This window comes from Pyxidicoccus fallax (assembly GCF_012933655.1).
Lineage (GTDB): Bacteria > Myxococcota > Myxococcia > Myxococcales > Myxococcaceae > Myxococcus > Myxococcus fallax.
This window is the reverse complement of record NZ_JABBJJ010000065.1, coordinates 1-26,643: the sequence shown is the minus strand read 5'-3', so window position 1 is coordinate 26,643 and position 26,643 is coordinate 1. Positions and strand designations below refer to the sequence as shown.

The following is a 26,643-nucleotide window of genomic DNA, read 5'->3' as shown; positions in this document are numbered from 1 at the left end:
AGGGTCGATGTCCACCCCGAGGCAATAGCGACACAGCAGTGCGTGAAATGATGCGGAAGGGACCCAGACCCGGATGACTGTGATTACCCGTGTTGCGACACAGACATCCGCGAAAGGGTTGTCATCCTGTCTTCAATGGGCTGTCTGCCCTTGCGCGTTTTCCGCGCGCGGAGGCTGGTGCATTTGGACCCAGCCTCCACGGAGACCCCTGAAAGAAGTACGGGACGCCGCGAGCCCATGCTGCCGGCCGCGGCGTCCCGTCCGTCATGCGCGCGGTGGACGCGCGGCGTCATCCGGTGACGTCAGTTGTCGACGTTGAAGGTGAAGCTCTGGATGGTGGAGTTGCCCACGCCGTCGTTCATCCAGAAGTCCAGGGTGTGCGCGCCGTCGACGAGCTCGCGGGTGTCGAACTCCGCGGTCCACGTGCCGTCCGCCTGCAGGACGCCCGCGCGGATGCTGGACATGTCGCGGCTGATGCCCAGGTTGTTCACCGTCGCGTAGTTGTCGGTGACGCGCGCGCGCACGGTGATGATGCCGCTGACGGTGCTCCCCGGCGCCGGGCTGAGCAGCGTGGCCACGGGGGCCTGCACGTCGTAGTTCAGCCGGCGGATGAGGGTGGTGGTGGCGCCCGTCTCGCTCGTCACGGTGATGTTGAACGTGTTGACGCCCGGCACCAGCGTGGCCGTCAGCTGCGCCTGACCGCCGCCGCGCGGCAGAGAGATGGGCGCTCCGCCGTTGACGCGCACGGTGGTGGCGGAGACGGTCTGCACGTTGACGCCGTAGCTGAACTGGTGGCCCGGCATCGGGCCGTGGAGCTGGCCCTCCGCGAAGGTGGTGCTCACCGTGGGCGTGCCCGGGTCGAGCCACACGGTGACGACGCGGTCGGTGACGTTGCCCGCGCTGTCCGTGGCGCGCACCAGGATGCCCTGCTCGCCGTAGTTGGGCATGTTGACCCTGGCGGTGACGGTGCCGTCGCCGAACTCCAGCAGCGCCACGTGAGCCCACTGGGTCTCCACGCGTACCGGCGTCTGGTCCTCCACCGACGACGTCACCGTCACGAGCGACGCGCCGAGCGACGTGCCATTCACCGGCGACAGGATGGTGAGGGTGGGGGCCACGCGGTCCACGGTGAGGTTGACCTGCTTCGTGGTGACGCCGCCGAAGGAGTCACGCGCGGTCAGCTGGATGATGTTCGGGCCATCGGCCAGCGTGATGTGCGTGCCGACGTAGCCACCGTGGCCCGGCGTGAGGACGATGGGCGGGCCGCCGTTGATGATGAAGGCCGCGTATTCGATGACGGCGCCGTTGGTGCGCGGCGTGACGTAGCCCCAGATGTCCAGCTCCGTCTCGCGGGTGAAGGCCGGCGGGTTGCCGATGGTGACGTTCGGCGTGAGGTGCGGGAACGGGTCGATGATGAGCGTGCGCGAGTCCAGGCTGCCCAGCAGGTTGGCGAGCGGCGGCGCCCGCTCCACGCCGGAGTACACCGCGCGGTAGTCCTGCGCGCCCGTCATCGTCCAGGAGTCCACCGCGGGCACCCACGACGAGGTGTAGAGGCCGTCGCCGTCCTCGTCCGTGTCCGCGCCGACGGGCACGCCCGCGACGTAGAAGGTGACGACGCCGCGGGTGGGACCCGTTACCGGAGTCCCCCCGCTCGTCACCCGCGCGGACAGCGTGCCGCCCGTGCCGATGACGATGCGGGAATTGGCGGCGGGCGTCTGGATGATGGTGGTGGTGGCGGTGCCCGTCACGGGAGGCAGGGGCGGGGTGTACGCGGTGGCGCGCGCGGAGCCGGACACGCCCGGGGCTCCACCCGAGGCGGCGATGAGCGTGAACTCGGAGGTGAGCGCGGGGTACAGCAGCGGCGGGGCGGTGACGGTGACGGTGACGGTGTCCTCGTCGCCAGCGGGCAGGAACAGCGTGGGCTGACTCACCGTCGCGCTCCACCCGGGCAGGCCGCCCGGGACGCTCAGCGTGTACGTGTCCGCCTGGTAGCCGTGGTTCTTCACCTTGAACGTGAAGAGGGCCTGCTGCGTGCCGGGGATGTTGACGCCGAGCTGCTGACGGCTCGCGCCGTCCACGGAGACCAAGACGCTGAAGTCACCGAAGCAGGACAGGCCCAGGGCCGCGAAGGTGGTGGGGATGTCGAAGGTGGCGGCGCCGGTGCGCCAGCTGCCGTCGGCGGACTGGCGCGTCTTCAGCCACTCAATCGCGTTGCGCAGTCGCGGCTCCGTGGCGGGCTCTCGGCCCGCGAGGCACAGGCCGTAGATGGCGCTGCCGGTGGCGAAGTCGTTGGCCGCCTCGTTGGCCAGGTTGCCCCAGCCCGGCACGCCTCCGGCGGAGGGGCGGTTGATGAGGCGCTCGGCGAGCTGGTCGAGCGCGGTGGTGTTCGCTTCGTTCGGGCCGGGGCCCGCGGCCTTCAAGCCCACCATGGCCCAGGCCATCTGGAACGTGTACGGCATGCCATCGCCAGCGGCGGAGGTGTCATTGTTGTTGAGGTTGTTGCGCAGGTAGGCGGCGGCCGAATCCAGCACGGCCTGGTAGCGCGCGGCCTGCGCCGGGTCCACGCGCTGCTTCGCCTGGGCGAGGCCCGTCATGAGGCGCGCCGTGGTGGAAACGCTGCCGTGGTCCACCGGGAAGCTGGCGTGGTCCGACTGCCACCGGCCGCCGGTCTGAATGAGTAGCGCCCAGTTGGCCGCCGCCACGAGCGCGGAGCTGTACTGCGTGGAGACGTTCTGGTCGTACCCGGCCAGGCCGAACACGGAAAAGGACGTCTTCTCGTTGCGGTAGAATCTGCCGTCGTGAATCCACGAGCCGTTGGCGAGCTGGTCCGTGCGGATGCGCCCGGCGAGGAAGTCCAGGTTCTGCTGGTTGGTCCGCCCGTTGGCCGCGACGAAGTTCATGTCGTAGCCGTTGGCCTTGGCGTTCGCCATGCCGTACACCACCGCGCCCTGGCGGTGGCAGGCCACGCAGTTGTTCTCCTGGGTCCAGTGGACCACGTCCGCGCTGAGGAAGTTGATGGCGCGCTGGGTGGCCTGGGTGTTGGTCTGCGTCTGGGCGGACGCGGGGAGGGCAAGGATTGCCGCCATCAGCGCCACCAGCCATGACAAGGCGGGAAGGCGCCGCGCGTGCGGCGGGGGTGTATGGGAATGCATGACGCTCCAGGGACGACGGCAGGTGCCAGGGATTGGCACCGCGCGCGGTCCACCGGGGCGCCCTCGAGACGCACGACGGCCCTCGCGTGCGCAAGCCTCCTGGCCCCGCACGGCGCGGACGTCCTGCGAATGAAAGGAAATCCCCCCAGACAGCGCGGTGAATGCCGGAATACTGCCGTTGGACGGGAAGCGTCCAGTAGCCGAGGTTCGGACACTTCCCTGTCTGCTCGAGGGTTGAAGACAACCCTCGGTTTTCCGTTACGCGTCAGTGACAGGCATTGTGTCGCCTGGGGGGCGGGCAGGGAATCAGCCCCCGACGATGTCGAGCGACTGGCCGACGCCGCGGGAGAGGGCCACGTCGTAGAGGGCGCGGGCCAGGGCGACGTCCTGCAGCGCGAGGCCGGTGGAGTCGAAGATGGTGATTTCGTCCCCGGAGCGCCCGGCCTTCTTGCCGGCGATGACCTCGCCCAGGGTGCCGGCGATCTGCTCCTCCTTCATGAGGCCGTCGTGCAGCGGCACGTTGACCTCGCCGGAGTGGGTGGCCTGCTCGGTGTCGTCGATGAAGACGCGGCCGTCGAGGAGGATGCGCGCGTCCAGCTCCTGCTTGCCGGGGGCGTCGGCGCCCATGGCGTTGATGTGCGTGCCGGGGCGGATCCACTCGCGCTTCACGATGGGCGAGCGCACGGGCGTGGAGGTGCAGACGATGTCGGCGCCGCAGGCCTCCTGCAGGCTCACCACGCGGCCACCCTTCTCCGCCTGGAGCGCCTTGGCGGCGGCCTCGGAGGAGTCCGCGAGCAGCAGCTCCAGCTCGCCGTAGATGGCGCGGTGCGCGTCGATGAAGACGCGGGCCTGGACGCCGCAGCCCACGAGGCCGAGCGTGCGCGGCTGCTTCTTCGCGAGGAACTTGGACGCGACGCCGCCCGCGCAGCCGGTGCGCCACGCGGTGAGCAGGGTGCCGTCGAGGATGGCGAGCGGGGACGCGGTGTCCGGGTCACTGAGGATGTAGAGGGCGCGCACGGTGGGCAGGCCGTGCTTCTCCGGGTTGCGCGGATGGGCATTGACCCACTTCACGCCCGCGGCCCCGTCGAGGAAGGCCGGCATGGCGCGGAAGTCGCCGTCGTACTTGGGAAGGGAGAGGTACACCTTCGGGGGCATCAGGGCCTCGCCGAGGCCGTGGGCCCGGAAGGCACGCTCGACGGCGTTGATGCCAATCTCGACGGTGTAGAGGGAGCGCAAATCCTTCGCGCTGAGGATGAGGGTGGGCATGGCGGCGCTATATAGCAACGTGCGGGCGCACGGAATGCTGGCGCTGGGAAGGATGTCGCGGGGATGGACCTGTTCACTTCACCGTTGTTCGAAAGGCTCAAGGACGCGGAGCACGTGCTCATCGCGGGGGCGGGCGGGGGCTTCGATGTGTTCAGCGGGCTGCCGCTGTTCTTCCGGCTGCGGGAGCTGGGCAAGAAGGTGTCGCTGGCCAACCTGAGCTTCACGCGCCTGGAGATGGTGGAGGGACGCCTGCTGGCCCCCGGGCTCATGGAGGTGGATGGCCAGACGCCGGGGCCGGTCCACTACTTCCCGGAGGGCCTGCTGTCGCGCTGGTTCCAGGACCGGGGCGAGCACGTGCCCATCTACTGCTTCGTGCGCACGGGCGTGGCGCCGCTGCGCGCGGCGTACGAGGCGCTGCGGGAGAAGCTGGGCTTCGACACCGTGGTGCTGGTGGATGGGGGCACGGACATCCTGATGCGCGGCGACGAGGTGGGGCTGGGCACTCCGGAGGAGGACATCACCAGCCTGGCGGTGGTGGACTCGCTGCCCCTGCGGGACAAGCTGGTGGTGTGCCTGGGCTTCGGCGTGGACTTCCACCATGGCGTCTGCCACGCGCACTTCCTGGAGTCCGTGGCGGCGCTCAGCAAGCAGGGCGCGTACCTGGGCGTCACCGCGCTGCTGCCCCCCATGCCGGAGGTGGCGCTGTACCGCGAGGCGGTGGAGTACGTGTGCGAGCGGATGCCTCGCGCGCCCAGCATCGTGTCGCTGTCGGTGGTGACGGCCATCGAGGGTGAGTACGGCAACGTGCACCGCACCGTGCGCACCGAGGGCAGCAAGCTGTGGATCAACCCGCTGATGAGCATGTACTGGGCCTTCGACCTCACGGCGCTGGCCCGGCGGTGCCTCTACCTGGAGCAGCTGCGCGACACGCAGACCTCGTGGGAGGTGTCCGAGCGCATCGAGGCGTTCCGGAACACCCATTCACCCATCCGGCCCTGGGTGGACATTCCGGTGTGAGGGGGGCCTTCGACGGGGCAGGGGCGCTTCGGTACGCTCACGGCTGAAGGCGCCATTCCACGACGTGCCAGCCGCTGACGGAGCACCCTTCCATGAGCGAGCGATACGAGGCCGAGCTGCGCCATGCGCTGGCGGAGGGGCTGCTGTCCCGCGAGGAGGCGGAGGCCCTCCGCGAGGAGGCGACACGCCTGGGACGTGGCCCGCTGGAGTTGCTGCTCGAGCGGGGCCGGCTCTCCGAGGACTCCCTCGCTTCACTGCGTCGTGACATCGGGGCCGGGGCGCCCGAGGTCTCCGCGTCGGTCGCGGACGCCACGCTCACGCCCGGTAGTCCGGAGCGCGCCGCGCGGAGCACGGATGGCCTGGCTGTTCAGCACGAAGGCCATGGCACGGGCCCGGAGCGAGCGCGCTCGGATGACACGCGGACGCAGGGAAAGGCCCGGGTCCAGGCACCGGGCGTCGCGGCGCTCCCCTCGGACGAGACGCTCCAGCCGGGCGCCGTTGCTCCTCCCGCTCCGGGGACGGGCAGGGAGCGTGACGCCGAGCCGACCTCCGACACGCCCGCGTTCCCCGTGCCCGGTTGGGAGCGCTACCAGCCCGTGCGCTTCCTCGGGCAGGGCGGCATGGGCCGCGTGTTCCTCGCGTGGGACCCCCGGCTGCGCCGCCACGTGGCCCTCAAGTTCGTACGTGACGATGACGCCGAGCTCGCCCGCCGCTTCGTCTCCGAGGCCCGCGCCCAGGCCCGCGTCGACCACGAGCGCGTCTGCAAGGTCTACGAAGTCGGCGAGGTGCAGGGCCGCGTCTTCATCGCCATGCAGTACGTGGATGGCCAGCCACTCAACGCGCTCGTGGACGCGCTCACCGTCGAGCAGAAGGTCATGCTGCTGCGCGAGGCGGCCGAGGGTGTCCACGCCGCCCACCGCGCGGGGCTCGTCCATCGTGACATCAAGCCCTCCAACGTGCTGGTGGAGCGCACCGGCGATGGGGGCCTCCGGCCCTACGTCATGGACTTCGGCCTCGCCCGGGATTGGAAGGACGGCGCCACCGCCACCGGCACGGTGCTTGGCACGCCGCACTACATGTCCCCCGAGCAGGCGCGCGGCGAGGTGGCCCGCCTGGACCGCCGCGCGGATGTCTACAGCCTGGGCGCCACCCTGTACGCCCTGCTCACCGGACAACCGCCCATCCCCGGTGACAACGGATTGGAGGTGCTCAGCCGCATCGCCTCCGTGGAGCCCCGCCCGCCGCGCGACCTGGACCGCGACATCCCCGTGGACCTGGAGGCCATCACCCTCAAGTGCCTGGAGAAGGACCGCTCCGCGCGCTACGGCTCCGCGCGCGCATTGGCGGAGGACCTTGGCCGCTTCCTCGACGGCGGGCCCGTCCTGGCGCGCACCGGACCCGGCTACCGCGCGCGCAAGTGGCTGCGCAAGCACCGGCGCGCGGTGGCCGCCGCGTCCGTCGCGCTGCTCGCGGTGTCCTTCGCCATGGGGCAGGCCGTCCTCGCCCGCCGTGAGGTCGCACAGCGCGAGGCGCTGGCCCGCCGCTTCACCGAGAGCGTGGAGCGCATCGAGGCCCAGGCCCGCTACTCCGGCACCGCGCCCCTGCACGACACACGCGCGGACCAGGAGGCCCTCCGTGCGCGGATGCGCGACCTCGAGTCCACCTTGCGCGACGCGGGGCCCATGGCCGAGGGACCCGGACACTACGCGCTGGGGCGCGGCTTCCTCGCGCTGGGCGACGAGGCGCGCGCCCGGGAGCACCTGGAGACCGCGTGGCAGCGGGGTGACCAGGAGCCTCGCGTGGCGTACGCGCTGGGCCTCGTGCTGGGCCACCTCTACCAGGAGCAGCGCCTGGAGGCGGAGCGGCTGCGCGACGCCACGGCACGCGAGGCCCGGCTGCGCGAGGTGGAGGCCCGCTACCGCGCGCCCGCGCTGGACTTCCTCCGCCGCGGCGAGGGCGCGGAGGTGCCCGCCCCGGAGTACGTGGCGGCGCTGCTCGCCTTCCATGAGGACCGGCCCGATGACGCGCTCGCGAAGCTGGACGCGCTCGGCGCCCGGCTGCCCTGGTTCCACGAGGCGCCCCTGCTGCGCGGGGACATCCATCTGGCCCGTGCCGTCCGGCGGTGGAACTCGGGAGACCTGGAGGGCGCTCGCGCCGACCTCGATGCCGGCCGCCGCGCCCATGCCGAGGCCGCCGACATCGGCCGCAGCGTGCCGGCGGTGCACCGCGCGCTGGCGCGGCTCGAATATGAGTCGCTCGTCATGGAGATGTACGGGCGGGGGGACGTGCTGCCCTCGTACGAGCGCGGCGTGAAGGCGCTGGAGCGGGCCCTCACGGCGGCGCGCGATGACCAGCCGAGCCTCATCCTGGAGGCGTCATTCCACCGCCGGCTCGCCGAGTACCGCGCGCGTCACGGTGAAGACGTGGAGCCGCTGCTGGAGAAGGCCCTGACCTCGGCGCGTGAGTCCGTGGCGCTCGGGCCTTCGGACGAGCGCGCCCTGACGGAGCTGGCGGTGGCCATGTGGCAGCGCGCCCGCTATCGGCAGGAGAAGGGCCAGGATGTACGCGAGCTGCTACGTGAGGCCGCCGCCATCTTCGAGCGCATCCCCGCCGAGCGCCGCGACTTCGAGTTCCACATCAACATGGGCCTCGTCTTCCGCGTATGGGCCGACGTCGAGGAAGGTGTCGGCGGCGACGCGCTGCCCTACCGCACGCGGAGCGTGGAGGCCTTCCAGGCCGCCGTCCTCCGGGAAGAGCGCCGCGCCGAGGGCTGGACCAACCTGGGAAAGGCGTACGTGTCGCGCGCCTCGCACCCGCGCGCGCCGGACGCGGAGGGAGACCTGAAGCTCGCGACGGAGGCCATGGCGCGCGCGTGCGAGCTCAACCCGGGGCTCGTCGCCTCCTGGTTCTACGCGGGAGAGGTGCACGAGACACGCGCCCGGCGCCTGCGGAGCTCGGGGGCGGATGCGCGGCCGGAGTTGGCGAAGGCGCTCGAAGCCTACCGCCGGGGCGTCTCCATCAACCCGAAGCTGCCGCCGCTGCACAACGGCGTGGGCACCATCCTCCTCGAGCAGGCGAGGGAGGCGTACGACCGGGGTGAGGCGCCGGAGCCGCTGGTGCGTCAGGCCCTCGACGCCTTCGACGGCGCCATCGCCGTGGCTCCCTCGCAGGGCTTCGCGCACAACAACGCGGGCGAGGTGCACGCGTGGCACGCGACGACGCTGCTGGCGCGCGGACAGTCGCCGCTGCCCGCGGTGCGCTCGGCGGAGGCGGTGCTCCGGCGCGCGGTGGAGCTGCTGCCGGACGTGCCGCAGCCGTGGACCTGGCTCGGCGCGGTGCACCAGGTGGAGGCCGCCTTCGCGCTGGAGCAGGGACGTGACCCGGGACGAAGCCTCGAACAGGCCAACCGGGAGCTGCGCCGCGCGCTCACGCTCAATCCAGGGCTGGCCCAGGCATGGCTGCTGCTGGGGGAGACCCAGGCCGTCGAGGCGCGCTGGCGGGCCCGGAGTGGACCGCCGCGCGACGCGGACTTCGAGACCGCCGCGGCGTCCTTCCAGAAGGCGGTGGACCTGGAGCCCGCCAGCCCCGAGCACCGCGTGGCCTTCGCCCGCTTCTGCCTGACATGGGGCGAGTCGCGGCGGCGGGCGGGGCTGGACGCCGCGCCGGTGCTGGAGCGGGGACAGGCGCTCGCGGAGGCGGCATTGGCGGCCCGCGCCTCGTGGGCCGAAGCGAGGGCCGTGCGTGCCGGTCTGCTGCTGGCGCGCGAGCGGGAGCGCCTGGGGCGCGCTACTCCGTGACGACGATGTCCAGGTTGCCCTTGATGGTGTCGTCGATTCCAGAGCCACTGGCGCTCAGCATGTTGGGGCAACCATTCGAGCAGGGGCCCCCGTCCTGCGGATTGCAGACGCCGAGCTCGAAGTCGTTCTTCCCCGTCACGGACGCATCCCAGCTTCCACCATCCGCGTCCAGGGTGGCCGTGGTGTACGTGCCTCCGTCCGCGCGGTTCAGGATGTCGAGGCACGCGGTCTTCGGCAGCGTGTTGGTCACGGTGAGGTTGCCGCCACTGCACAGCCTCCACGTCCCCGTCTTGTTGTTGAACGTCTTGCCTCCGCCCTCCTTCGGGTCCACTTCGAGGTCGATGTTGTCCGCGCAGCTCCCAGTCGACTCCGTCACGGCCGCCGGCTCACCGGCCTCCGCTCCCTTGGAGCGGGTCGCGCAGGCGACGCCCCAGACTCCGGCAATGATGGCTCCGACGATGAATCCCTTGTGCATGTGCGGCTCCCTCCCGTTCGAGAACTCGAGCCAGCCTACAGAGCATGTCGTGTGCCAGCCGTGGCGACTTCCTCTCAGGCCGGGGTGTTTCGAGGCTCCAGGCCCAGCTCCTTCAGCCGCCGGCCCAGGGCGCGCCGAGACACCTCCAGCGTGCGCACCATGGCGTCCAGGTCCCCCGCGCACGCGTGGAAGCAGCGGGTGATTTCCTCCGCGCTCAGGTCGCCCGCGGTGCGGATGTGGGGGCTCTTGTCGATGAGGTCGTAGAGCGACGGCCGCGCGATGCCGAGCGCCTCCGCCGTGGCCTTGAGGTCCCAGTCGTTCTCCCGCAGCGCGGCGAGCAGCTCCTGCTCCGTCAGCTGCGATGCCTTCCGGCGTGGCGCCTTCGCTTCCAGTGGCGCCGGGGAGGCAGGCACGGCTGAGGCCACGACGGTGGCGCTTGCGGGTCCCGTCGCTGGTGAGGACGTGATGGCGGTGCCCTCGCTGGCCGAAGTGTTCCCAGGGGAAGGGGCGCTGGCGGCGTTGGCTGGAGCCTTCCCCGCCGCGGCGGCCAGCTCCTGCTCCAGCCTCGGGTCCGCGAGCAACCTCGGCTGGCCCCGGCTGCCGATGACGAGCTGCCGCGCGAGGTTGCGCAGCTGGCGGATGTTGCCCGGCCACGAGAAGCGCACCAGGCGCACGGCGAGCGACGCGGGCAGCCACGGCTCCGCGTACGCATCATCGTTGTCGAGCCGGTGCGCCTCGCCAATCGAGGCCAGCTCCTCGCGGGCGAAGTGGAAGAACAGGCGGCCGAGGTCCTCGCGCCGCTCACGCAGCGGAGGCACGTGGATGTCGTAGCCCGCGAGCCGGTGCATCAGCGGGGCCTTGAAGCGGCCGTCGCGAATCTGCTCCTCCAGGTTCGCGTCGGTGGCCGCGAGCAGGCGCACGTCCACGGTGACGGGGGTGCTGCCGCCGACGGGGTACAGCTCGCCCGTCTCCAGCACGCGCAGCAGCATCACCTGTACTTCCGGAGGCGCCTCGCCCACCTCGTCGAGGAAGAGGGTGCCGCCGTGCGCCGCGCGGAAGAAGCCCTCACGGCTCTGCGTTGCGCCGGTGAACGCGCCCTTGTGCGTGCCGAACAGCTCGGCGGCGGCCAGTTCCTTGGGGATGGCGCCCAGGTTGACGCTGATGAACTTCCCGTCGCGGCGCCGGCTGCGCTGGTGGATGGCCTGGGCGACGCGCTCCTTGCCCGTGCCCGTCTCGCCTCGGATGAGCACCGGCACGTCCAGGTCCGCCACGCGCTCGATGTGCCGGCGCAGGCGCAGCACGCCCGTGCTCTCGCCCACCATGCCGAGCGTGTCGGCCACAGGCGCCTCGCCGCCGGTCTCCGCGAGGTGCAGCAGCACCACCACGCGCCCGCCCAGCTCCAGCGGGACTCCGGCGGTCAGCTCCTCGGAGGACAGCTCCCACGTGCCCTGCATGAGCGTGCCGGCGATGCCCACCTGCGTGCCGCCGTCGCTGTTGGTCAGCCGCACGTGGCCGGGCAGCGTGCCCGGAGCGAGGAGCAGCGGCTTGCGGCTGATGAAGGGGTCCGACAGCGGCTCCCCCAACGCGGAGCCGGGGCGCGTGAAGTCGGGGCCGTTGCGGGACAGGGCCACCTCCCTGCCGGCGCTGACGGCGTCGAGCAGCAACCGCTCGCCGACGCGCCGGGGCAGGGGATGGGAGATGACGGTCAGGGCCGGGACGGAGCGTGGCCCCGTGGGGCCGCCACTCCGGTCCCGGATGGCGGCGGTGGAGACATCGGCGAGCGTGCGGGCCATGAGGTCCTCTGGCGGTGCGGCTCGAGTCTACCGCGACGCGAAGCCCGTCCCCTGGCCCAGACGCTTCAGGAGATGAACCACGTGGCCGACACGTTCCAGCCGTCCAGCGAGCCACTCTCCTGCGCGGACAGGCCACCCTCCGCCTGCCAGGTGATGCTGTTCTTGCCGACGGAGGGAATGGCCCACTCCAGGGAGAAGGTCGCGCCGTTCGCCCCCTGGTAGACGACGTAACCGTTGGCGGCGTTGGAGAAGTCGCCGGGGCTGTTGAACTGGCCAATCTTGCCGGCCTGGATGACCTGCGGCGGCGGCTGAATCCACGGAAGCGCGCTGGCCGACTTCACGAGGACGAGGTCCGCCGAGGTCTGGTTGACGATGCTGGCGGCGAGGCTCTCGGTGGTCTGCGGCGAGGGCTTCACATCGGTGGGCTTGGGAACGGAAACGGTCGGCATGGCACGGCTCCTTGCGGTGGAGGGCGCGTCGGGGACCACTGCGTCCTCCATCCGCGCGTGCCATCCCCTTGTGCAGCGCATGTGCCAGGGCGCCGATGCTCTCCGGAGAGCCCTTTCCCCCGAATCACACGGGCTTTCGCCTGTGTCGCCGCAGTCTCCGACGTGTCGGAAGGCACGCGCCGACATGTCGGAGGCCGGCTACTTGCGGACCCAGGGGCGGAGAACCTCGTAGACGGGCACGGCGGTGAGGCTCGCTCGCTCGGCCTTCACCAGCTTGCGCCGCTTGAGCAGGCGCAGCGCGGCCTGCACCGCGCTCTTGGACAGGCCCGTGTCCTCCGCGAGCCGCGCGAGGCTCGCCGCGCACCGGCGCTCCTTCGCACCGGCCGTGCGGTACCACAGGTGCAGATAGACGAGGAACGCGGAGGGGGAGCGGTCGTGACCCACCAGGTCCGGCATCAGCGTCTCGAGGACGTAGGCGTCCACGGGGATGGCAGTCATGACCCTGGTTTAAATCACTATAGTGCCTGACACTATAGTGCCCGTGCGGAGCCTTTCGCTGGCGGCCGTTCCGCGATACCTGGGTCTCCGCGCGTCCGGCGTGGCGCGCGTGGAGAGCGGACATGATTCGGATGGTGAAGTTCGTCAGCATCCCGGTGAGCGACCAGGACCGGGCCCTCGCGTTCTACACGGAGAAGCTCGGGTTCAAGGTGGCCACGGACCAGCAGTTCAACGAGAAGCAGCGGTGGATTGAGCTGCGCATCCCCGGCGCCGAGACGTCCGTCGTCCTCTTCACGCCCGAGGGCCATGAGAACCGCATCGGCGGCTTCTTCAACGGCTCGTTCGCCAGCGACGACGTGATGAAGACGTACGAGACGCTGAGCGCCCGCGGGGTGGAGTTCACCGGGCCGCCCCAGAAGCAGCCCTGGGGCACCTTCGCGATGTTCAAGGACCCGGACGGCAACCAGTTCGTCCTCTCGTCCCGCTGAAGTCCCCGCAGGGCCTACCCGCGCTTCCTCGCCGGCTGCGAGTCGATCCACTCCGACAGCACGTCCGCGTGGCACGGGCCGGGCTTGCACCAGCAGCCCAGGCGCTTGCCTCGCAGCGCGAGCACGTCCGCGCGGTAGTCCGCGTCGTGCCGCGCGCGCAATTCCAGGTACCAGCGGAAGGACTCGATGGCGTCCGCCTCGGGGCCCATGCGGCGCAGGGCCTCCTCGCGGATGCGCTGCTGCTCGTCCTCGGGCAGCGCCCCGAGCCACGGGGCGAAGTAGGCGCGCAGCATGGCGCCCGGCGTGCGCACGCCGCCGGGCTTGAAGGGATTGCCGAAGCGGCCCGGCACCGGGTTGATGGGGCTTGGCTTCGCGTAGGCGCGGAAGGCCCGGCCCACGTACACGTCGCAGGCGTCGTGCACGTGGACCGCCGTGGTGCGCTTGCCACCCATGGCCGGCCTAGCGCTTCTTCTTCTTGCCGGAGGCCGGCACGGCGGCCGGGGCCGGCTGCTCGGCGGCGGCCTTCAGCTCGTCGCGCTCCTTGGTCAGCGTGGCGACTTCACCCTCCAGCTCGGCCACCTTGGCCTTGAGCGCGTTGTTCTCCGCGCGCAGCGTGTCCGCGTCCTTCTTCGCCGTGTTCGCCGCGATGCGCGCCTTGTTCAGCTCGCGCGAGGAACCACAGCCCACCAGGGGAACCACCGCCAGCGCCACCACGGCAATCCAGGCCTTCATTTCGTTGCTGCTCCTATGTTCGTCACGGGCCGCGGAGTCGCGAGCCCGGAAGTTCCGCGTCGCGGCTGATGATAGCTGACGAGCCCGCGACCCTGCGCGGCGGCGTCGCGGAACCCGCTCTCGCGTTGCGCAACACCCCTCCGGGCGCTCAGCCCCGGTACTCCTGGACCCACACCTGCTCGATTCCCCAGGTGAAGAGCAGCCAGTGGCGCGAGAGGACGGTGAACCCCGGGGCTTCCACCGGCCGCGTCACGGTGAGGATGCGGGTGCCCGGGCGGCAGGTGCGGAAGCGCTCGATGAGCCGGGCCCGCGTCTCCGGGGTGAGGGCGGTCCAGTTGGTGAAGACGTGGGTGGCGTCCTGGAGGTCCGCGTGCGCGGCGTCTCCCTGGACGAGCTCCGCGCCCGCGCGCTTCAGCGGACCCGCCGCGAGCGCGACATGCGCCTGGAGCAGCTCCACCCCGAGCGCCTGGGCGCCCAGCCACCGGGCCGCGAGCAGCGTGCGCCCGCGCCCCGCGCCCAGGTCCACCAGCCGACCGCCGCCGTCGAGCCCCGCCTTCCGGAAGAGCCACACGGCGGTGTGCAGCGGCGTCTCGCCGTACATCAGCTCGTTGAAGGTCTGCCCGCTGGCGTGCAGCAGGCGCGTCAGCTCGAAGGAGCGCCGCACCCGGTAGGGGGAGACGAGCACCTCGCGCAGCCACAGCCCCAGGTACGGCGCGACGAGCCGGGGCCGCCACACCACCACCGCCAAATCACCGAGCCGCGTGAGCAGCTCCAGGACCGCGGCGTACACGCGGATGACGACGAGCGTCGGGAAGGACACGGCGTCATCGGACGGCTCGTCCTGTCGCGCCTTCACCGGCGGGGTGGGGAGCTGCTGGGACATGCGGGGGTGCCACGCAGGATAGCACCCCTGCCCCGAGTCCCCGGAGGAGGCACCTCGCCAGGAGGAGGGCCCCCCGCCCTCCTCCCGACGAAGCACCGCGGCTCACCGCGGGCGCAGCAGCGTGGCGTGGGGCGAGGCGCCGCCCACCAGCAGCTCGGTGATGCCGTCATGTTCCAGGTCCAGCGGCAGGACGATGTTCGCCTGGGGCAGGGCCTCGAAGCAGGCGCGCTCCTGGAAGTCGCCAAACTCTTCCGACGTGAAGGCGCAGAGGGCGTCGCCGGACTGGGAGGTCACCAGCAGGTCCTGCCTTCCATCTCCATCGATGTCCCGCGCGGCGAGCCCTCTCGCGCCGGCGCCCATCGGCTGGAAGACCCGTGGGTTGAACCAGGGGCCGTCCATCCCCCACAGCGGGAGCACGCCGCCCACGGCCCCCGTGCCAGTCGTCACCCTCTCACAGGAGACGAACACGTCCATGTGCCCGTCGGCGTTGAGGTCGTGAACCAACAGCTCCGAGGCCGAGCAGGTGACGCCAAAGGGGGAGTAGTCCCGCTCCTTGGCCAGCGTGCCGTCCGCCCGGCCGTGGTAGATGCCCAGCTCGAAGGCCGGGTGCACCCTCCTGAGCACCAGCAGGTCCGCGCGGCCGTCCTTGCTCATGTCCCCCATGGCCAGCGCCTGCACCGCGGAATGGGTGGCGAGCACCGCGCCGACCGTGAAGGTTCCGTCTCCCGCGCCTCGCAGCAGCCGCACGTCGTAGCTGGGAACCTCGCCGCTGTCCGGCCGCCGGTCGGTGAAGACCACGTCCAGGTCTCCGTCGCCGTCGATGTCTCCCGCCGCCATCTTGATGGGGCGGAATCCCGAGACCAGGCTCTCGCCCGGAGCGAAGGTGCCGTCTCCGTTCCCCCGCAGCAGCGTGAGGGACTGCGTCAGGGTGAGGACGAGCAGGTCCACCGTGGGTCCCGCGTCGAAGCGCCCCGCCACGATGTCCAGCATGCCCCTCGGTGCGAGGAAGGGCCCCTTGCGCACCATGCCGCCCGTGGCCCGGGTGAGGTGCACCTGGACGCCGGAGTCACCGACCACCGAGGCCACGTCGTCCCAGCCATCCCCGTCGAAGTCCGCGGTGAGGAACTCGTCTCCCGCCTCGATGCGGTGGGGCCGCTCGAAGTTCTGGAGCACGCGCACGCTGCGGGACTCGACGGAGAGCAGCCCGAGGTCGGCCTCTCCGCTGCCGTCGAAGTCCGCCGCCACGACGCGCTCCTGGTACCGCCCGCAGGGCCGCTCCTGGACCGTGAACGTGCCGTCACCCTGTCCGAGCAGGAGGCTCACGACGTCCCGCCACCAGTTGACGTGGATGAGGTCCTGCGTCCCGTTGCCGTCCAGGTCCGCCGTGGTCAGCTGGTTCCTGGATTCGTCCCAGCCCTGCCGGTCGTAGCGGTGGACCACCTGCGACGTCCCGAAGCGTCCTGTTCCGTCATTGAGGCGAACCTCGATGCGCACCTCCAGGTCCGTCGTCACGGTGGCCGCGATGTCCGGAGCGCCGTCGCCGTTGAAGTCCGCGGACACGGCGGAGATGACGGATTCCATGAGGCCCGCCATGTCTCCGAGCCACACCGGGGTGAAGGCGAGCAGGCCCCTGCCATAGAAGGCCTGGAGGGACCGGCCCACGACCAGCACGTCCCTCAGCCCGTCCTGGTCGAAGTCCCCTCCCAGGGCCTGGCCGCCGGCGGCCGCGAAATACCTCCCGACCTCGGTGAACGCGCCGTGAGCCGTGTGTCGCAGCACGTACAGCTCACTGTCCTGGGCCACCACCACTTCCGGCGCGCCATCCCCATCCAGGTCGCGCACCAGGGGCGTGGTGGACCTGTACGAGAAGCCACCGCTGCGCAGCGGGGTCGTCATCGGCGCCTGGAGGAGCCCTCCGTACACGCCGAGGGCCGCGTGGAGGTACAGGCCTGTCCCCTGGACGACGTCGACGGCGACCAGGTCCAGCACCCCATCCTGGTTCAGGTCTCCGGAAGACAGCTTCTGGCCCGTCAACGTGGTGTGAGAGGTGACCGGGCGGTCGAAGCCACCGTTCCCCATCCCCTTCAGGAGGCTGATTCCGGGGGAGCCGGAGTGGGAGACCATGAGGTCCGGCTTGCCGTCGCCGGTGAAGTCTCCGGACGTCATGTCGTACGCGGTTCGCGACGAATCCTCGGGCACCCATTGCACCCGGCTGGAGTCGTAGTCCACCTCGCAGCGCCGCGGGGTGGCCGGCAGGGCCACGGTCAGCGTGCGCATGGACGGCACGGTGCCGGGCACGGTGGCGGTGAGCCGCACCCGGGCCGCTTCGGTGGCGCCTGGCACGTCTCGCGCGCGATTCCAGCGGAAGATGTGTTGGATGCCCTGGGCGGAGGTGGTCAGCCGGAGGAGACCGCTGAACATCGTGGCACCGGCCTGGGTGGCGCGGGTGAAGAAGCCATCTCCGTCGGTGTCCACTTCCACCAGGATATTGGCGTGCTCTCCATCCGGTTGGCGCAGGTCGTAGGACAGGTGGCGGCAGCCGCCCTCCTCCGGGATGAGCTCCAGCCGCGTCACCTCGACGGGCGCGGGCCGCGCGCGTACTGTTCCGGCCGGCAAGACGGGGCCCACGCCCACCGCGTTGCGCGCGGTGAGGGTGAGGGTCTGCGCCTTCGTGCTGGGGATGTCTTCCAGTGTGGCTTCGCGCGCGTCTGGGCCCACGTCCACGCTCACGCCTGACGGCTGCGCCGTCACGGTGAAGCCGGTGAGGGGCACACGGCCGTCCAGGGCCGGCGGACTCCACTTCACGGTCAGGGAGCGCACTCCCGGTGTCGCCTCCACGTCCCGGGGCGCGCCCGGAAGTCCGGGCGTGAGCCCCGCCGCCGCCGCCGCCGCGCTCTCGCCCAGCGCGTTCACCGCGACCACGTCGAAGGTGTAGGCGGTGTCGTCATCCAGGCTGGTGAAGGCCGCGGAGGTGGTGGCGCCGTCGACCTCCTGGCGGGCGCCCCCCGGCGAGGCCGTCACCACGTAGCCGGTGATGGGCAGTCCTCCAGAGTCGTCCGGCGCCTTCCAGGAGACGGACATGGAGCGCACGCCCGGCGCGGCGGCGGCGGACGCCGGCGGACCGGGCCTGCGGGCCGGGACCACGGGGGCGGAGGGGGCGGACTCGGGGCCCGCGCCCACCGCGTTGAGGGCGCGCACGGTGACGGTGGTGGCCTCGCCGTTGACGAGCTCGGGCACCACCGCCGTTGCCTCCACGCCGTCCGCCGCGACGCTCACGCCGCGCGGGTGTGCCGTCACCACGTAGCCGGTGATGGGCAGGCCGCCGTCCGACGGAGGCCGCTGCCAGGTGACGCGCACCTGACCGTCCCCGCGCTCCACGGCGAGGCCCACCGGGGCCGAGGGCACATCGGGCAGTCGCACGCTCGCGACGCTCACGGACGCGCCCACACCCGCCACGTTGCGCGCGGCCACGGTGAAGCGGTACGTGGCGCCCGCGCGCAGTCCCGTCACCTCGGCGGTGAGTCCGTCCACCGCCACCACCATGCCCACCTCGATGGGGTCGACGTCCACCTGGTAGCCGGTGATGGGACCGCCGCCGTCATGCTCCGGCGCGGACCAGCCGAGCGTGGCCGCGCGGACCGCCGGGGTGACCTCCACCGCGCGCGGCGCGGAGGGCGCGCTCGCGGTGGGGGGCTTCGGCAACCGGCACCGGGTGGCATCCGCCACGCAGACCTGCTCCTCGGGGCAGCACGTCCAGCCCGCGGCGCAGGGACAGGGCCGCTCACCCTCGTTCACGGGGTTGATGCAGCCGGTGGTGATGAGCCAGGCGCTCAGCAGCAGGAGCAGGGCGCGGGAAGACTTCGTCGGGGTCATGGATTTCCGCCTCCGACGCATCAACGTCGGGGCGGTGTTCGTTGGACGAATCCGGCTTCGCGCGCGGCGCATCAGAACGCTCCCGCCACGCCGAGTGCCGCGCCGTCCGGGCTCGCGGTGGCCAGCGGCACCGTCTCTCCCCGCGGCCACAGCAGCAGCAGTGCTCCGCCGAGCGCCGCCGCGCCACCGAGCCCATAGAGCAGTCCGCCGCGGGTGTTGAGGCTCCGGATGCGGCGGTTGCGGGAGGCTGCTTCCGCCTGCGACATGCTCGGGGTGATGCCGTCACGCAGGTCGCGTGCCTCGAGGGTGGACCACAGGCCCACGCCGGCGGCGGCCGCGCCCGCGGCGAGCGCGCTCCAGCCCACGGGTTTGCGTGCCGCCCAGAGTCCTCGCGCGCCCGGCTCCGGTGGCATGAGCGGCGAGAGGGGCGGGAACTGGAAGCCGGCGACGGACTCCTGGCCGAAGGGCAGGGTGAAGATGTGCTGGAAGGCGGTGTGCGCGGCGCCGCGCGAGGCCACGCGCACGGGCTCGGCGGAGAGTGAATCCAGGCTCACCACGTCGGGCGCCGCGGGCACGGGGAACTCCGTCGCGTCCCCCACGCGCCACAGGAAGACGGGGCCGCGCGGCGGTGGGCGCAGCAACCGGAGCGACTGCCCGGGCGCGTTGTGGAACTCGGCGAGGCGCACGCCGTTGGCGTCCTCCAGCACGTAGTGCGCGCCCTTGGAGCCATCGACTTCGAGGCGGCGCTCCAGGCCGGGCCGCAGGTCCACGAGCTGCTCGGAGCCCTTGGGCGGACGTGCGTGCACCTGGGGACGGAAGCGGTCGTTTGGAATGGCGGCGTTGGCGCGCTCCACGAAGGCGGCGATTTCGCGGTAGCTCACCTGACCATCGCCGTCGGCATCGGCGGCGCCGAAGAGGCCGGAGCGGACCTCGTGGTTGAAGACGCCGGCCTGGAATGCCTCCCACTCGTGGCTCTCGCGGGCGGAGGAGGTGGACAGCAGCAGGCCCACGTTGTCCGCCTGGGCGAGCCCCACCGCGCGGGTGAAGCCCTCGGGCAGGGGACGGCGCTGGCCGCCGGGGCCGCGGCTGTAGGCGAGGAAGTACGAGTAGCACGCGTCGACGATGAGGTGGACGCGGTCCGCGCCGAGCGCGCCCACCACCTGGTCGGAGAGCATGGGTGCGGTGAGGGGACCGTCCTCGAGGCTCACGTAGCCCTCGCCGTTGCGCACGTTGCCGTGGCCCGCGTAGACGACGTAGGCGACGGCCTCCACGCCGCGGCTGCGCGCGAGGGCGATGTCCTCGGACAGGCGCTTCACGGCGGCGGCCAGCTCGGCGCGCTTCGGGTCCTGGGCCTCGGCGGCGGCCTGCGGGTGCAGGCGGCGCGTGTTGTCGTCCAGGCGCGCGAGCAGGTACGTGCGCGCGCCGAGCAGGCGGAACAGGTCGAGGTAGCGCGCGGCATCGTCATCCGCGTAGCGCAGCACGGGCTGGTCCGGCTCGTGGCCGCGGTTGACGCCGATGATGAGGGCGAAGGACGCGGTGCGTGAGGCGGGGGAGGTCGCAGCGGCCGGAGTGGCGGCGCCCGAAGCGAGCAGGGTCTCGGGAGCGGATACGCGTGGGACACCTGGAGCGCTCGGGGCGCTCGGCGGGGACGGGGCCGCGGCGGAGGTGGAGCGGACCGCCGGGCCGGACGCGTTCGCGGTGCCCGCGGCGAGCAGGGCGAGCAACAGGTGACGGGAGCTCATGGAACGACCTGGAGCTGGAGCGAGGTGGAGTCCGCGCCGGACGGGAGCACCGAGTCGAGGGAGCCCGTGCGCGTCAGCAGTGCTTCCATTTGCCGCACGGTGAGCGGCGCATCCAGGAACACGGCGTGAAGGGCGAGGGGCCCGGGCGGCAGCGAATGCGAGATGGCCTCGGGCAGCTCGCGAAGCGCGTCGCCTGGAGGGATGGCGATGGCCGAGGGGTTGCTCGCCGGGTCGGTCCAGCTCGGGTGGTACCAGTAGACCTGTCCGGCGGCGTCGCGCGCGAAGACCATGAGGAAGCGGTGCGCGTCGGGGTTGCGGAAGGCGAAGGCGAGCTCCTGGTCCGGCCGCAGCGTGGGGCCGAGCAGGGTGGTGCGTCCCCCGGGCTCCACGGCGTAGGCGAGCAGCCGCGCCTCGGCCACGGTGTTGCCGGCGCCCCGGGGCGTGAAGCCGTCGTCCGGAATGGAGGTTCCATTCCACGGGATGCGGACCACGAGCAGGGCGAGGCAGGCGACCGCGACGGGGACGAGCGCGAGGCGCCAGGGCGGGGTGGGTGCACGGGCATCGAGGCCCAGGCCGCGCGCGAGCCGGGTGCGGGCGTCGAGGGCACGCGGGTCGAGGCGAGCGAGGAGGAGGTGGCGCTCGTAGCGCTCGCGGCAGGTGGGGCAGTCCGGGAGGTGTGCGCGCAGGCGCTGCTCGTCGCGCGGGTGGATGCGGCCGGAGAAGTGGCGGTCGACGAGGGGATGCACGGCGCAGGCGGGGTTCATCGGGCCTCCGGGGGGAGGAGGAACTTCTTGAGGAGCGAGCGGATGCGGAGCTCCTGGTAGGCGAGGGTGGTGCGGTGGAGGCCGAGGGCGGCGGCGGCCTCGCGTTGGCTGAGCTGGCGCACGAAGCGGGCCTCGAAGACGGGTGCCCACTTCGCGGGCAGGTGCTCGCGGCGGAAGCGCTCCAGCAGGTGGCTGGCGTCGAGCGAGGGCTCGGGAGGGGCGGGCTCCTCGTCGAAGCGGGGTTCGTCGGCGAGGTGGGCGAGGGCGTTCTGCTCGCGCTGGCGGCGGCGCAGGGTGTCCACGGCGAGGTTGCGCGCGAGGGTGTTGAGCCAGGCCGCGAGCGAGCCGCCCTGGAAGGAGCGGCGCATGGCCTCGTTGGAGAGCAGGCGGAGGAAGACGTCGTGGACGACGGTCTCCGCGTCCACGCCGGACAGGACGCGGGAGGCGCTGCGGTACACGGTATCGAAGTGCTCGCGGTAGCAGGCGTTGAGCACGCGGGCATCCCCCGCGTGGAAGCGGCCCAGCCACGCGCGCTCGTCGGCCGAGGCGCCGTCGCTCATGTCCCCACGCTCCGAGAGGCTGCTGGCATCACCCATCGTGTCATCCACCACCGCATCAGCCCCTCAACGATTGGGGCGGCGGAAATGGACGAAGGTTTTTCGCGGCCCGATTTTCCCGGGGGTCGCGTCATTTTTCCCGCACGTTACTTGAGTTGCGGGTTTGGCCGTGGCAGGCGGGCGGCTCCCCCATCCGAGGTCCAGAGAATGCTTCGACAGATGCTGAAGGTGTGCGGTGTCCTTCCGATGGTCGTGCTGGCGGGCTGTGAGAATCCGACGGGAGGCAACGCGCCGGTGGAGTCGCTGCGCGAGAGCCCGCAGGCGGTGATGTACTTCCCGCCGCCGCCGGTGAGCGGAAACATCTACGACAGCACGACGTACCTGGGGCCGGTGGCGCTGGGGGGCTCGGTGCGGACGTACTTCACGCAGAACCCGCAGTACTACTCCTTCAAGGTGACGGTGCCGGCGAGCCTGCTCCGGACGCGCTTCGAGGTGACGCACGAGGGCACCTCCATGTACCTGGACACGGGCCTGATGGTGTACGGCCCGAAGAACGCGAGCGGCAGCTATGGCACCCACCCGTGGGTGCAGGACGATGACTACGGGTATGGCCAGCTGAGCCGCATCGAGGCGCAGCTGCCCGCGGGTGAGTACCTGGTGGTGGTGAGCTCGGCCACCGGGGCGGGCAAGCAGTTCCAGTTGCAGACCACGTGCGTGAGCGGCGCGGCGTGCCCCCCGCCGCCGGCCGCGACGCCGGACACGTCGGGCTACGGGCCGGGGCTGACGCCGCTGCCGCTGACCGCGCAGCTGGAGGCGACGGTGGAGGCGGGCAACGAGGCGCGTTACTACACGGAGGGCTCGCTGCGTGCCTACGACGCCTACTGGCCGCACCCGGGCGTGCCCACGCTGTCCCAGGCGGACCGGTCGGTGATGACGCTGCAGGAGTACAGCGCGTTCGCGGCGGATGACGCCATCGCGTACAGCTATGCGCAGGCGAAGGCCTACCTGTACTCGGAGTTCGAGGCGCTGGGCCCGCAGCTTCTCGCGACGTACGGCAACGGCACGGAGAACGTACAGGTGGCGATCCGCTACCACGAGTACCCGGTGGCCCCGGGCGCCTCGGGCTGGTTCCGCCTCTTCGTCATCCTCTTCCCCGAGTCGAAGAAGGTCGTCGTCTTCGAGCAGACCGGCTACGAGACGTGAGCCGCTCGATGTGAAGGGGATGTGGCGGGAGCCCCTGTGTCGGGCTCCCGCCGCGCCTGCCGGCTACTGGACCGTGAACTTCGCCGCGCAGCCATTCCACGTGTACCAGGTGCCCCAGTCGCCCGTGGCCACACCCGTGGCCAGGCAGTAGGTGCCCGGGCTCATCGTCGTGGGGACGGCGTAGTCGAGCGAGAACGTCCGGCTCTGCCCCTGCGTGAAGCCCTGATTCCCAATCGGGTTGGAGACGACGGTGGTCGTGCCCGTGCCGTCGCGGATGTCGACCTTCACATTCACGCCGCTGACGGCCGCGTTCGCCTGGAAGGTGCTGGACAGCCGCACCGTGCCGCCGCGGCTCACCGTCGCGGGCGACGTCGTCGCCGTCGTCAGCGTGAAGCCCACGGTCGGCGCGGGCGCGGTGGACACGGTGAACGAGGTCGCGCAGTTGTCCCAGTAGTACCAGGTCACCCAATCCGTGCTCGCGACACCCGACGTCACGCAGTACGTGCCGGCGGCCAGGGTCGTGGGCGTGGTGAGCTGATACGCCCGCGTCTCTCCCTGCCCGAAGGAGTGATTCACGAAGTTGAGGTCGTACACGGAGGTGTTCGAGGCGTTGCGCACCGTGAGCTTCACGTGGCGGCCGGACACCGCGGCGGCGGCGCGGACGGACACCGACACGCTGACCGCCTGCCCCGGAGCCGCGGTGGAGGGCGTGGCCGACGCCGCCTGCGTCGAGTACGCCTCGGTCGGCGGAGGCGTCGTGCCGCCACCCGGCAGCGGGTAGTTCTTCGTGGCGTCGTCGAGAATCAGGACCCAGTCATTGCCCGTGCCACTGCTGGCCGGTGTGAACTGCCGGCTGCCCGTGTTCGGGAAGGTGCCGAGGACCTGCGTGGCACCGGTGCGCGGGTTGTACCAGGTGGCGCGCACGGAGCCGCCGGTGATGCGGGCCATGTTCACCGTGAAGGACTGCCCACCCGAGCTGTAGACGAAGGCGTAGGTGCCGTTCGCATCGCGCGTGGCCTGCACGCGGACCTGCCACGCACCGCCATCATGGGTCAGCACGCCCTGGTCGGGGATGCGCGAGAGGAACGGCCGCGACTCGATGAGGCGGCGGAGGTACTGCATCTGCGTCGTGCCCGGATGGTTGAGGGCGTCGTACCAGTAGGTCACCGCGTTGAACCACGACCGACGGCCCGGCGCGTACATCTGCCACACCGAGTTGTGCCCGTAGGTATGGCCGAGCGCACCGGCGAACACGCTCAGCCAGGCGTACCGGCGGACATGGTAGTCGGTGACGTGAGGCTGCGAGGTGTTGAGACAGAGGGCAATCTGCTCGTACGCGGGCTCACCATCCAGGGTGGGCTTCACCGGGGTGCGGCCGTAGTCCGCGGTGATGTCCGCGTACATGGTCGTGTAGTCGCAGTGGCCGTTCTGCTGCATGTTGAAGTCCAGCCACGGCTCGTTGTGGAACCACGTGGAGGACTTCTGCCGGCCCGCGGGGTGGAAGGTCATCAGGACCTTGCTGTAGTCCTCGGTGCCGGACGTGCCGATGGCAATGCCCCGGGCCAGCGCGCGGTAGACGGCCTCGAACCCGGTGGGGACCGTGTCGCCGCCGAGCACCCAGATGATGGCCTTGCTCGCATACCGGCTGCCGAGGAACTGGCCGTAGGTCTGGGCATTGGACGTGTTGAGGTATCCGCCCTTCACGTAGTCGCCCCACGCGGGCAGCAGCGCGATGTAGAGGCCGCGCGCCTCGGCCTCGTTGACGACGAAGTCGAGATGGTCCCAGAAGTCGTACTGGGTGCTGTTGGCCGGGTCGCTGCCCGGGGTGACGAGGGGCGCGGCGAAGTTGTTGTTCTGGAACGGCGCGTCCCCATGCATGTTGGGGCCGGTGCCGTTCATGGACGGCACGGCGACCGTCTGCACGACGTTGAACCCGAGGGCCGCGCGGCTGTCGAGGTACCTCAGCGTGTCGGTGCGGTTGACGTAGTTGACGAGCTGCCAGGCGGTGTCGCCCATGTAGAAGAACGGGGCGCCGTTCACCGTCTCCAGGAAGCGCCCGTTGCTGCTCACGCGCAGCTTCGGCAGCGGCGTCGCCAGGGAGGCGGGAGTCGTCTCCGGTGCTTCGGGGGAGGGCTCGGAGGGGGTTTCAGGGCCGCACGCCGTCAGGAACGAGAGGCACAGCAGGGACGACAGCAACTGTCTACGCACGAAGTTCTCCCGCGATGTGGTTCGAGCTGTCTGGACGCCGCACGGGGGGTTGCGGCGCTGCCGGGTCGTGGCGCACCCAGCGGCAGCGGTTCTCCTCATTCCGGGAAGCTGTTGCCATGCGTCATCTGGCCGTTTCGGCCAGAAAGTCCTGATTTCATGGACCTTGTTTGTAACTTTTGTGTCCGTGTCGCGATGCGTTGTCGTGATGCGTTGTCACAGGCGCCAGCGCCATTCGAGGCCATCGGGAAGCGGATCAGCGGCGAGCTCCAGGTGCAGGACGCGGCGGTGTCCGGGGCGCGTGGCGGGGGACGAGGCGTGGAGGAGGAGCGGGTGGAAGGCGAGCACGTCCCCGCGCCGGGCGAGGCAGGTGACGGAGGGCACGCGGTCCTTCCACGCATCCAGCTCGGCTTCCGAGATGCGGCCCACGCGGTGCGAGCCAGGGAGCACGCGCAAGGGGCCGTTCTCCTCGCCGCAGTCATCCAGGTGGATGCGCAGGGAGACCATGCGCGCGAGCAGTGACGTGGGCGCGTGCGTGTGGGTGACACCGTCCTTGTGCGTCCAGGGGCCGAAGCCGGGGACGTCGCGGCGCTCCTGCACGGCGATGGTGAGGTCCTGGTGCCAGCGCACCTTCCAGTTGGCTTCGGCGGTCTTGTCGAAGAGCAGGGCGCGAGCGACGAAGCAGTCGGGGCCGAGGACTGCCTGGGCCAGTGCACGGAGCGGAGTGGCGCGGGAGATGGCGGCCACGGTGGCGGGGGAGTCGAGCACGTTGCGCTGGCCTCCGCGGCGCTTGCTGTCTTCCTCGCTCGGAAGGTCCCGCAGGGAGGTCTCCAGCGTGTGAAGCAGCTCCTCGGATGCCGCACCCTGGGCGAGGGCGAAGCCGTCGTCATGCAGTGCCTGGAGGAACGAGCGGATCATCCCATGAGCCCGTCACAGGCGGGGCGGTGTTGTCCAGGGGCTACGTAGGGCGAGGCTGGCGCCGTCCCCCGCGCAGGAAGGCAATCATCGCGTCCTTGTCCCCCGTGGCCAGGATGTACGGCGTGCCCGGCGCGATGACGCCCTTGCGAGCGGCGACACCGTCCACGGCGTCCTGTGCGTGGGTGAGCTGGATGCCAGCGCCGCCTCCGCCGAGCACAAGGGGCGCACCCATCTTGAGGTCGAGCACGACGACGTGGCGCCGAGCGGGGCGGGGCTCGGACATGTCGACGACGACGAAGTCACCCGCGAAGCGGCGCTGGTCGCAGCGGAAGACCCACAGGTTGCGCTTGCGGTCGAGCAGCTCGCGCACGAAGGGCTTCTCGTCGCTCTTCAACGCATAGCGCTCGGACAGGAGCGAGGCGGTGGAGAGCGGGAAGCCCTCATCCTTCGCGAGGAGCAGCGCCCACGGGTTGGCATGCCCGAGCAGAGGGAGCGAGACGGGCAGGACGATGGGTGGCTCGCGAGGCATGCGTGGGAGTGCTCCGCGAGTGGCGACTCAGGAGTGGGTGGACGCGCTGCGTATCATCAGGGCTGCTTGTGAAGACGGCACAGAGGCAACGCACTCAAGGATTCTGAGATGCTGCGCGCGTATTGGCACCCATTCGCCAGCTTTTCCAGTTGGCGAGTTCATCGTGGATGGTTCCTAAACCGCCTCGACGAATCCCCTAAACATCGGAGCGGTTGTTCCGAAGAAGGGGGTGGTGGTGATGGGGCAGCAGCCATTCAGGCTGACGCCCGAGCAGATGGAGGAGCGGCGACTGTTCGCCGCTT

At 71.1% G+C, this 26,643-nt stretch carries 20 protein-coding genes; 4 read left to right on the top strand and 16 right to left on the bottom strand.

Annotated elements, in window-relative coordinates; translation table 11 throughout:
• Positions 1-302: 302 nt before the first annotated feature.
• Both HG543_RS16120 and HG543_RS16115 read right to left on the bottom strand, forming a co-directional pair.
• Complete coding sequence (locus tag HG543_RS16120; RefSeq protein WP_246357063.1) at positions 303-3,086, bottom strand: Ig-like domain-containing protein; 2,784 nt, start codon at positions 3,084-3,086, stop codon at positions 303-305.
• Between the two features lie 372 nt (positions 3,087-3,458).
• Entirely contained in the window at positions 3,459-4,418 is a 960-nt protein-coding gene (locus HG543_RS16115) for an ornithine cyclodeaminase family protein (protein ID WP_169345656.1), read from the bottom strand.
• A 63-nt stretch (positions 4,419-4,481) separates the two neighbouring features.
• Here HG543_RS16115 and HG543_RS16110 point away from each other — a divergent pair, with 63 nt between their 5' ends.
• Positions 4,482-5,435, top strand: a complete 954-nt coding sequence (locus HG543_RS16110) for a DUF1152 domain-containing protein (protein ID WP_169345655.1) — start codon at positions 4,482-4,484, stop codon at positions 5,433-5,435.
• Between the two features lie 92 nt (positions 5,436-5,527).
• Entirely contained in the window at positions 5,528-9,232 is a 3,705-nt protein-coding gene (locus tag HG543_RS16105) for a serine/threonine-protein kinase (RefSeq protein WP_169345654.1), read from the top strand.
• Here HG543_RS16105 and HG543_RS16100 read toward each other — a convergent pair.
• The 4 genes from HG543_RS16100 to HG543_RS16085 all read right to left on the bottom strand — a co-directional run bounded on the left by HG543_RS16100 (position 9,222) and on the right by HG543_RS16085 (position 12,447).
• On the bottom strand, positions 9,222-9,707 hold the full coding sequence (locus HG543_RS16100; RefSeq protein WP_169345653.1) for a hypothetical protein: 486 nt from the start codon (positions 9,705-9,707) through the stop codon (positions 9,222-9,224). The genes HG543_RS16105 and HG543_RS16100 overlap by 11 nt on opposite strands.
• 74 nt (positions 9,708-9,781) lie before the next feature.
• Positions 9,782-11,500: a sigma 54-interacting transcriptional regulator gene (locus tag HG543_RS16095; RefSeq protein ID WP_169345652.1), complete on the bottom strand. Its 1,719-nt coding sequence runs from the start codon at positions 11,498-11,500 to the stop codon at positions 9,782-9,784.
• A 65-nt stretch (positions 11,501-11,565) separates the two neighbouring features.
• Positions 11,566-11,949 (bottom strand): hypothetical protein, encoded by a 384-nt coding sequence (locus HG543_RS16090; RefSeq protein WP_169345651.1) that lies wholly within the window; start codon positions 11,947-11,949, stop codon positions 11,566-11,568.
• 198 nt (positions 11,950-12,147) lie between these two features.
• The gene (locus tag HG543_RS16085; RefSeq protein WP_169345650.1) at positions 12,148-12,447 is read right to left on the bottom strand and encodes a helix-turn-helix domain-containing protein; all 300 of its coding nucleotides are present in this window, start codon (positions 12,445-12,447) and stop codon (positions 12,148-12,150) included.
• Between the two features lie 122 nt (positions 12,448-12,569).
• Between HG543_RS16085 and HG543_RS16080 the strand changes: the two genes are divergently transcribed.
• On the top strand, positions 12,570-12,935 hold the full coding sequence (locus HG543_RS16080) for a VOC family protein (RefSeq protein WP_169345649.1): 366 nt from the start codon (positions 12,570-12,572) through the stop codon (positions 12,933-12,935).
• Between the two features lie 14 nt (positions 12,936-12,949).
• Here the strand turns inward: HG543_RS16080 and HG543_RS16075 are convergent, their stop codons facing one another.
• From HG543_RS16075 to HG543_RS16045, 7 genes are all read right to left on the bottom strand, one after another.
• Entirely contained in the window at positions 12,950-13,387 is a 438-nt protein-coding gene (locus HG543_RS16075) for a DUF4326 domain-containing protein (protein ID WP_169345648.1), read from the bottom strand.
• 7 nt (positions 13,388-13,394) lie between these two features.
• The gene (locus HG543_RS16070; protein ID WP_169345647.1) at positions 13,395-13,667 is read right to left on the bottom strand and encodes a hypothetical protein; all 273 of its coding nucleotides are present in this window, start codon (positions 13,665-13,667) and stop codon (positions 13,395-13,397) included.
• Positions 13,668-13,815: 148 nt separating this feature from the next.
• A complete protein-coding gene (locus HG543_RS16065) occupies positions 13,816-14,550 on the bottom strand; it encodes a class I SAM-dependent methyltransferase (protein WP_211193961.1) in 735 nt (244 codons plus the stop codon).
• A 102-nt stretch (positions 14,551-14,652) separates the two neighbouring features.
• Positions 14,653-18,423, bottom strand: coding sequence for an FG-GAP-like repeat-containing protein (locus tag HG543_RS16060; protein ID WP_169345646.1), 3,771 nt, complete (start codon positions 18,421-18,423; stop codon positions 14,653-14,655).
• 71 nt (positions 18,424-18,494) lie between these two features.
• Positions 18,495-20,165 (bottom strand): caspase family protein, encoded by a 1,671-nt coding sequence (locus HG543_RS16055; protein ID WP_246357062.1) that lies wholly within the window; start codon positions 20,163-20,165, stop codon positions 18,495-18,497.
• Positions 20,162-20,929, bottom strand: a complete 768-nt coding sequence (locus HG543_RS16050) for an anti-sigma factor (protein WP_169345645.1) — start codon at positions 20,927-20,929, stop codon at positions 20,162-20,164. The genes HG543_RS16055 and HG543_RS16050 overlap by 4 nt, the downstream gene beginning before the upstream one ends.
• A complete protein-coding gene (locus tag HG543_RS16045; RefSeq protein WP_246357061.1) occupies positions 20,926-21,525 on the bottom strand; it encodes an RNA polymerase sigma factor in 600 nt (199 codons plus the stop codon). The genes HG543_RS16050 and HG543_RS16045 overlap by 4 nt, the downstream gene beginning before the upstream one ends.
• 168 nt (positions 21,526-21,693) lie before the next feature.
• Here HG543_RS16045 and HG543_RS16040 point away from each other — a divergent pair, with 168 nt between their 5' ends.
• Positions 21,694-22,689 (top strand): hypothetical protein, encoded by a 996-nt coding sequence (locus HG543_RS16040; RefSeq protein WP_169345644.1) that lies wholly within the window; start codon positions 21,694-21,696, stop codon positions 22,687-22,689.
• Positions 22,690-22,752: 63 nt separating this feature from the next.
• Here the strand turns inward: HG543_RS16040 and HG543_RS16035 are convergent, their stop codons facing one another.
• The 3 genes from HG543_RS16035 to HG543_RS16025 all read right to left on the bottom strand — a co-directional run bounded on the left by HG543_RS16035 (position 22,753) and on the right by HG543_RS16025 (position 26,341).
• Entirely contained in the window at positions 22,753-24,897 is a 2,145-nt protein-coding gene (locus HG543_RS16035; RefSeq protein WP_169345643.1) for an apiosidase-like domain-containing protein, read from the bottom strand.
• Between the two features lie 213 nt (positions 24,898-25,110).
• Complete coding sequence (locus tag HG543_RS16030) at positions 25,111-25,812, bottom strand: phytanoyl-CoA dioxygenase family protein (RefSeq protein WP_169345642.1); 702 nt, start codon at positions 25,810-25,812, stop codon at positions 25,111-25,113.
• A 40-nt stretch (positions 25,813-25,852) separates the two neighbouring features.
• Positions 25,853-26,341 carry a hypothetical protein gene (locus HG543_RS16025; RefSeq protein WP_169345641.1) on the bottom strand — a complete coding sequence of 163 codons (489 nt, stop codon included), beginning with the start codon at positions 26,339-26,341 and terminating at the stop codon, positions 25,853-25,855.
• Positions 26,342-26,643: the final 302 nt, after the last annotated feature.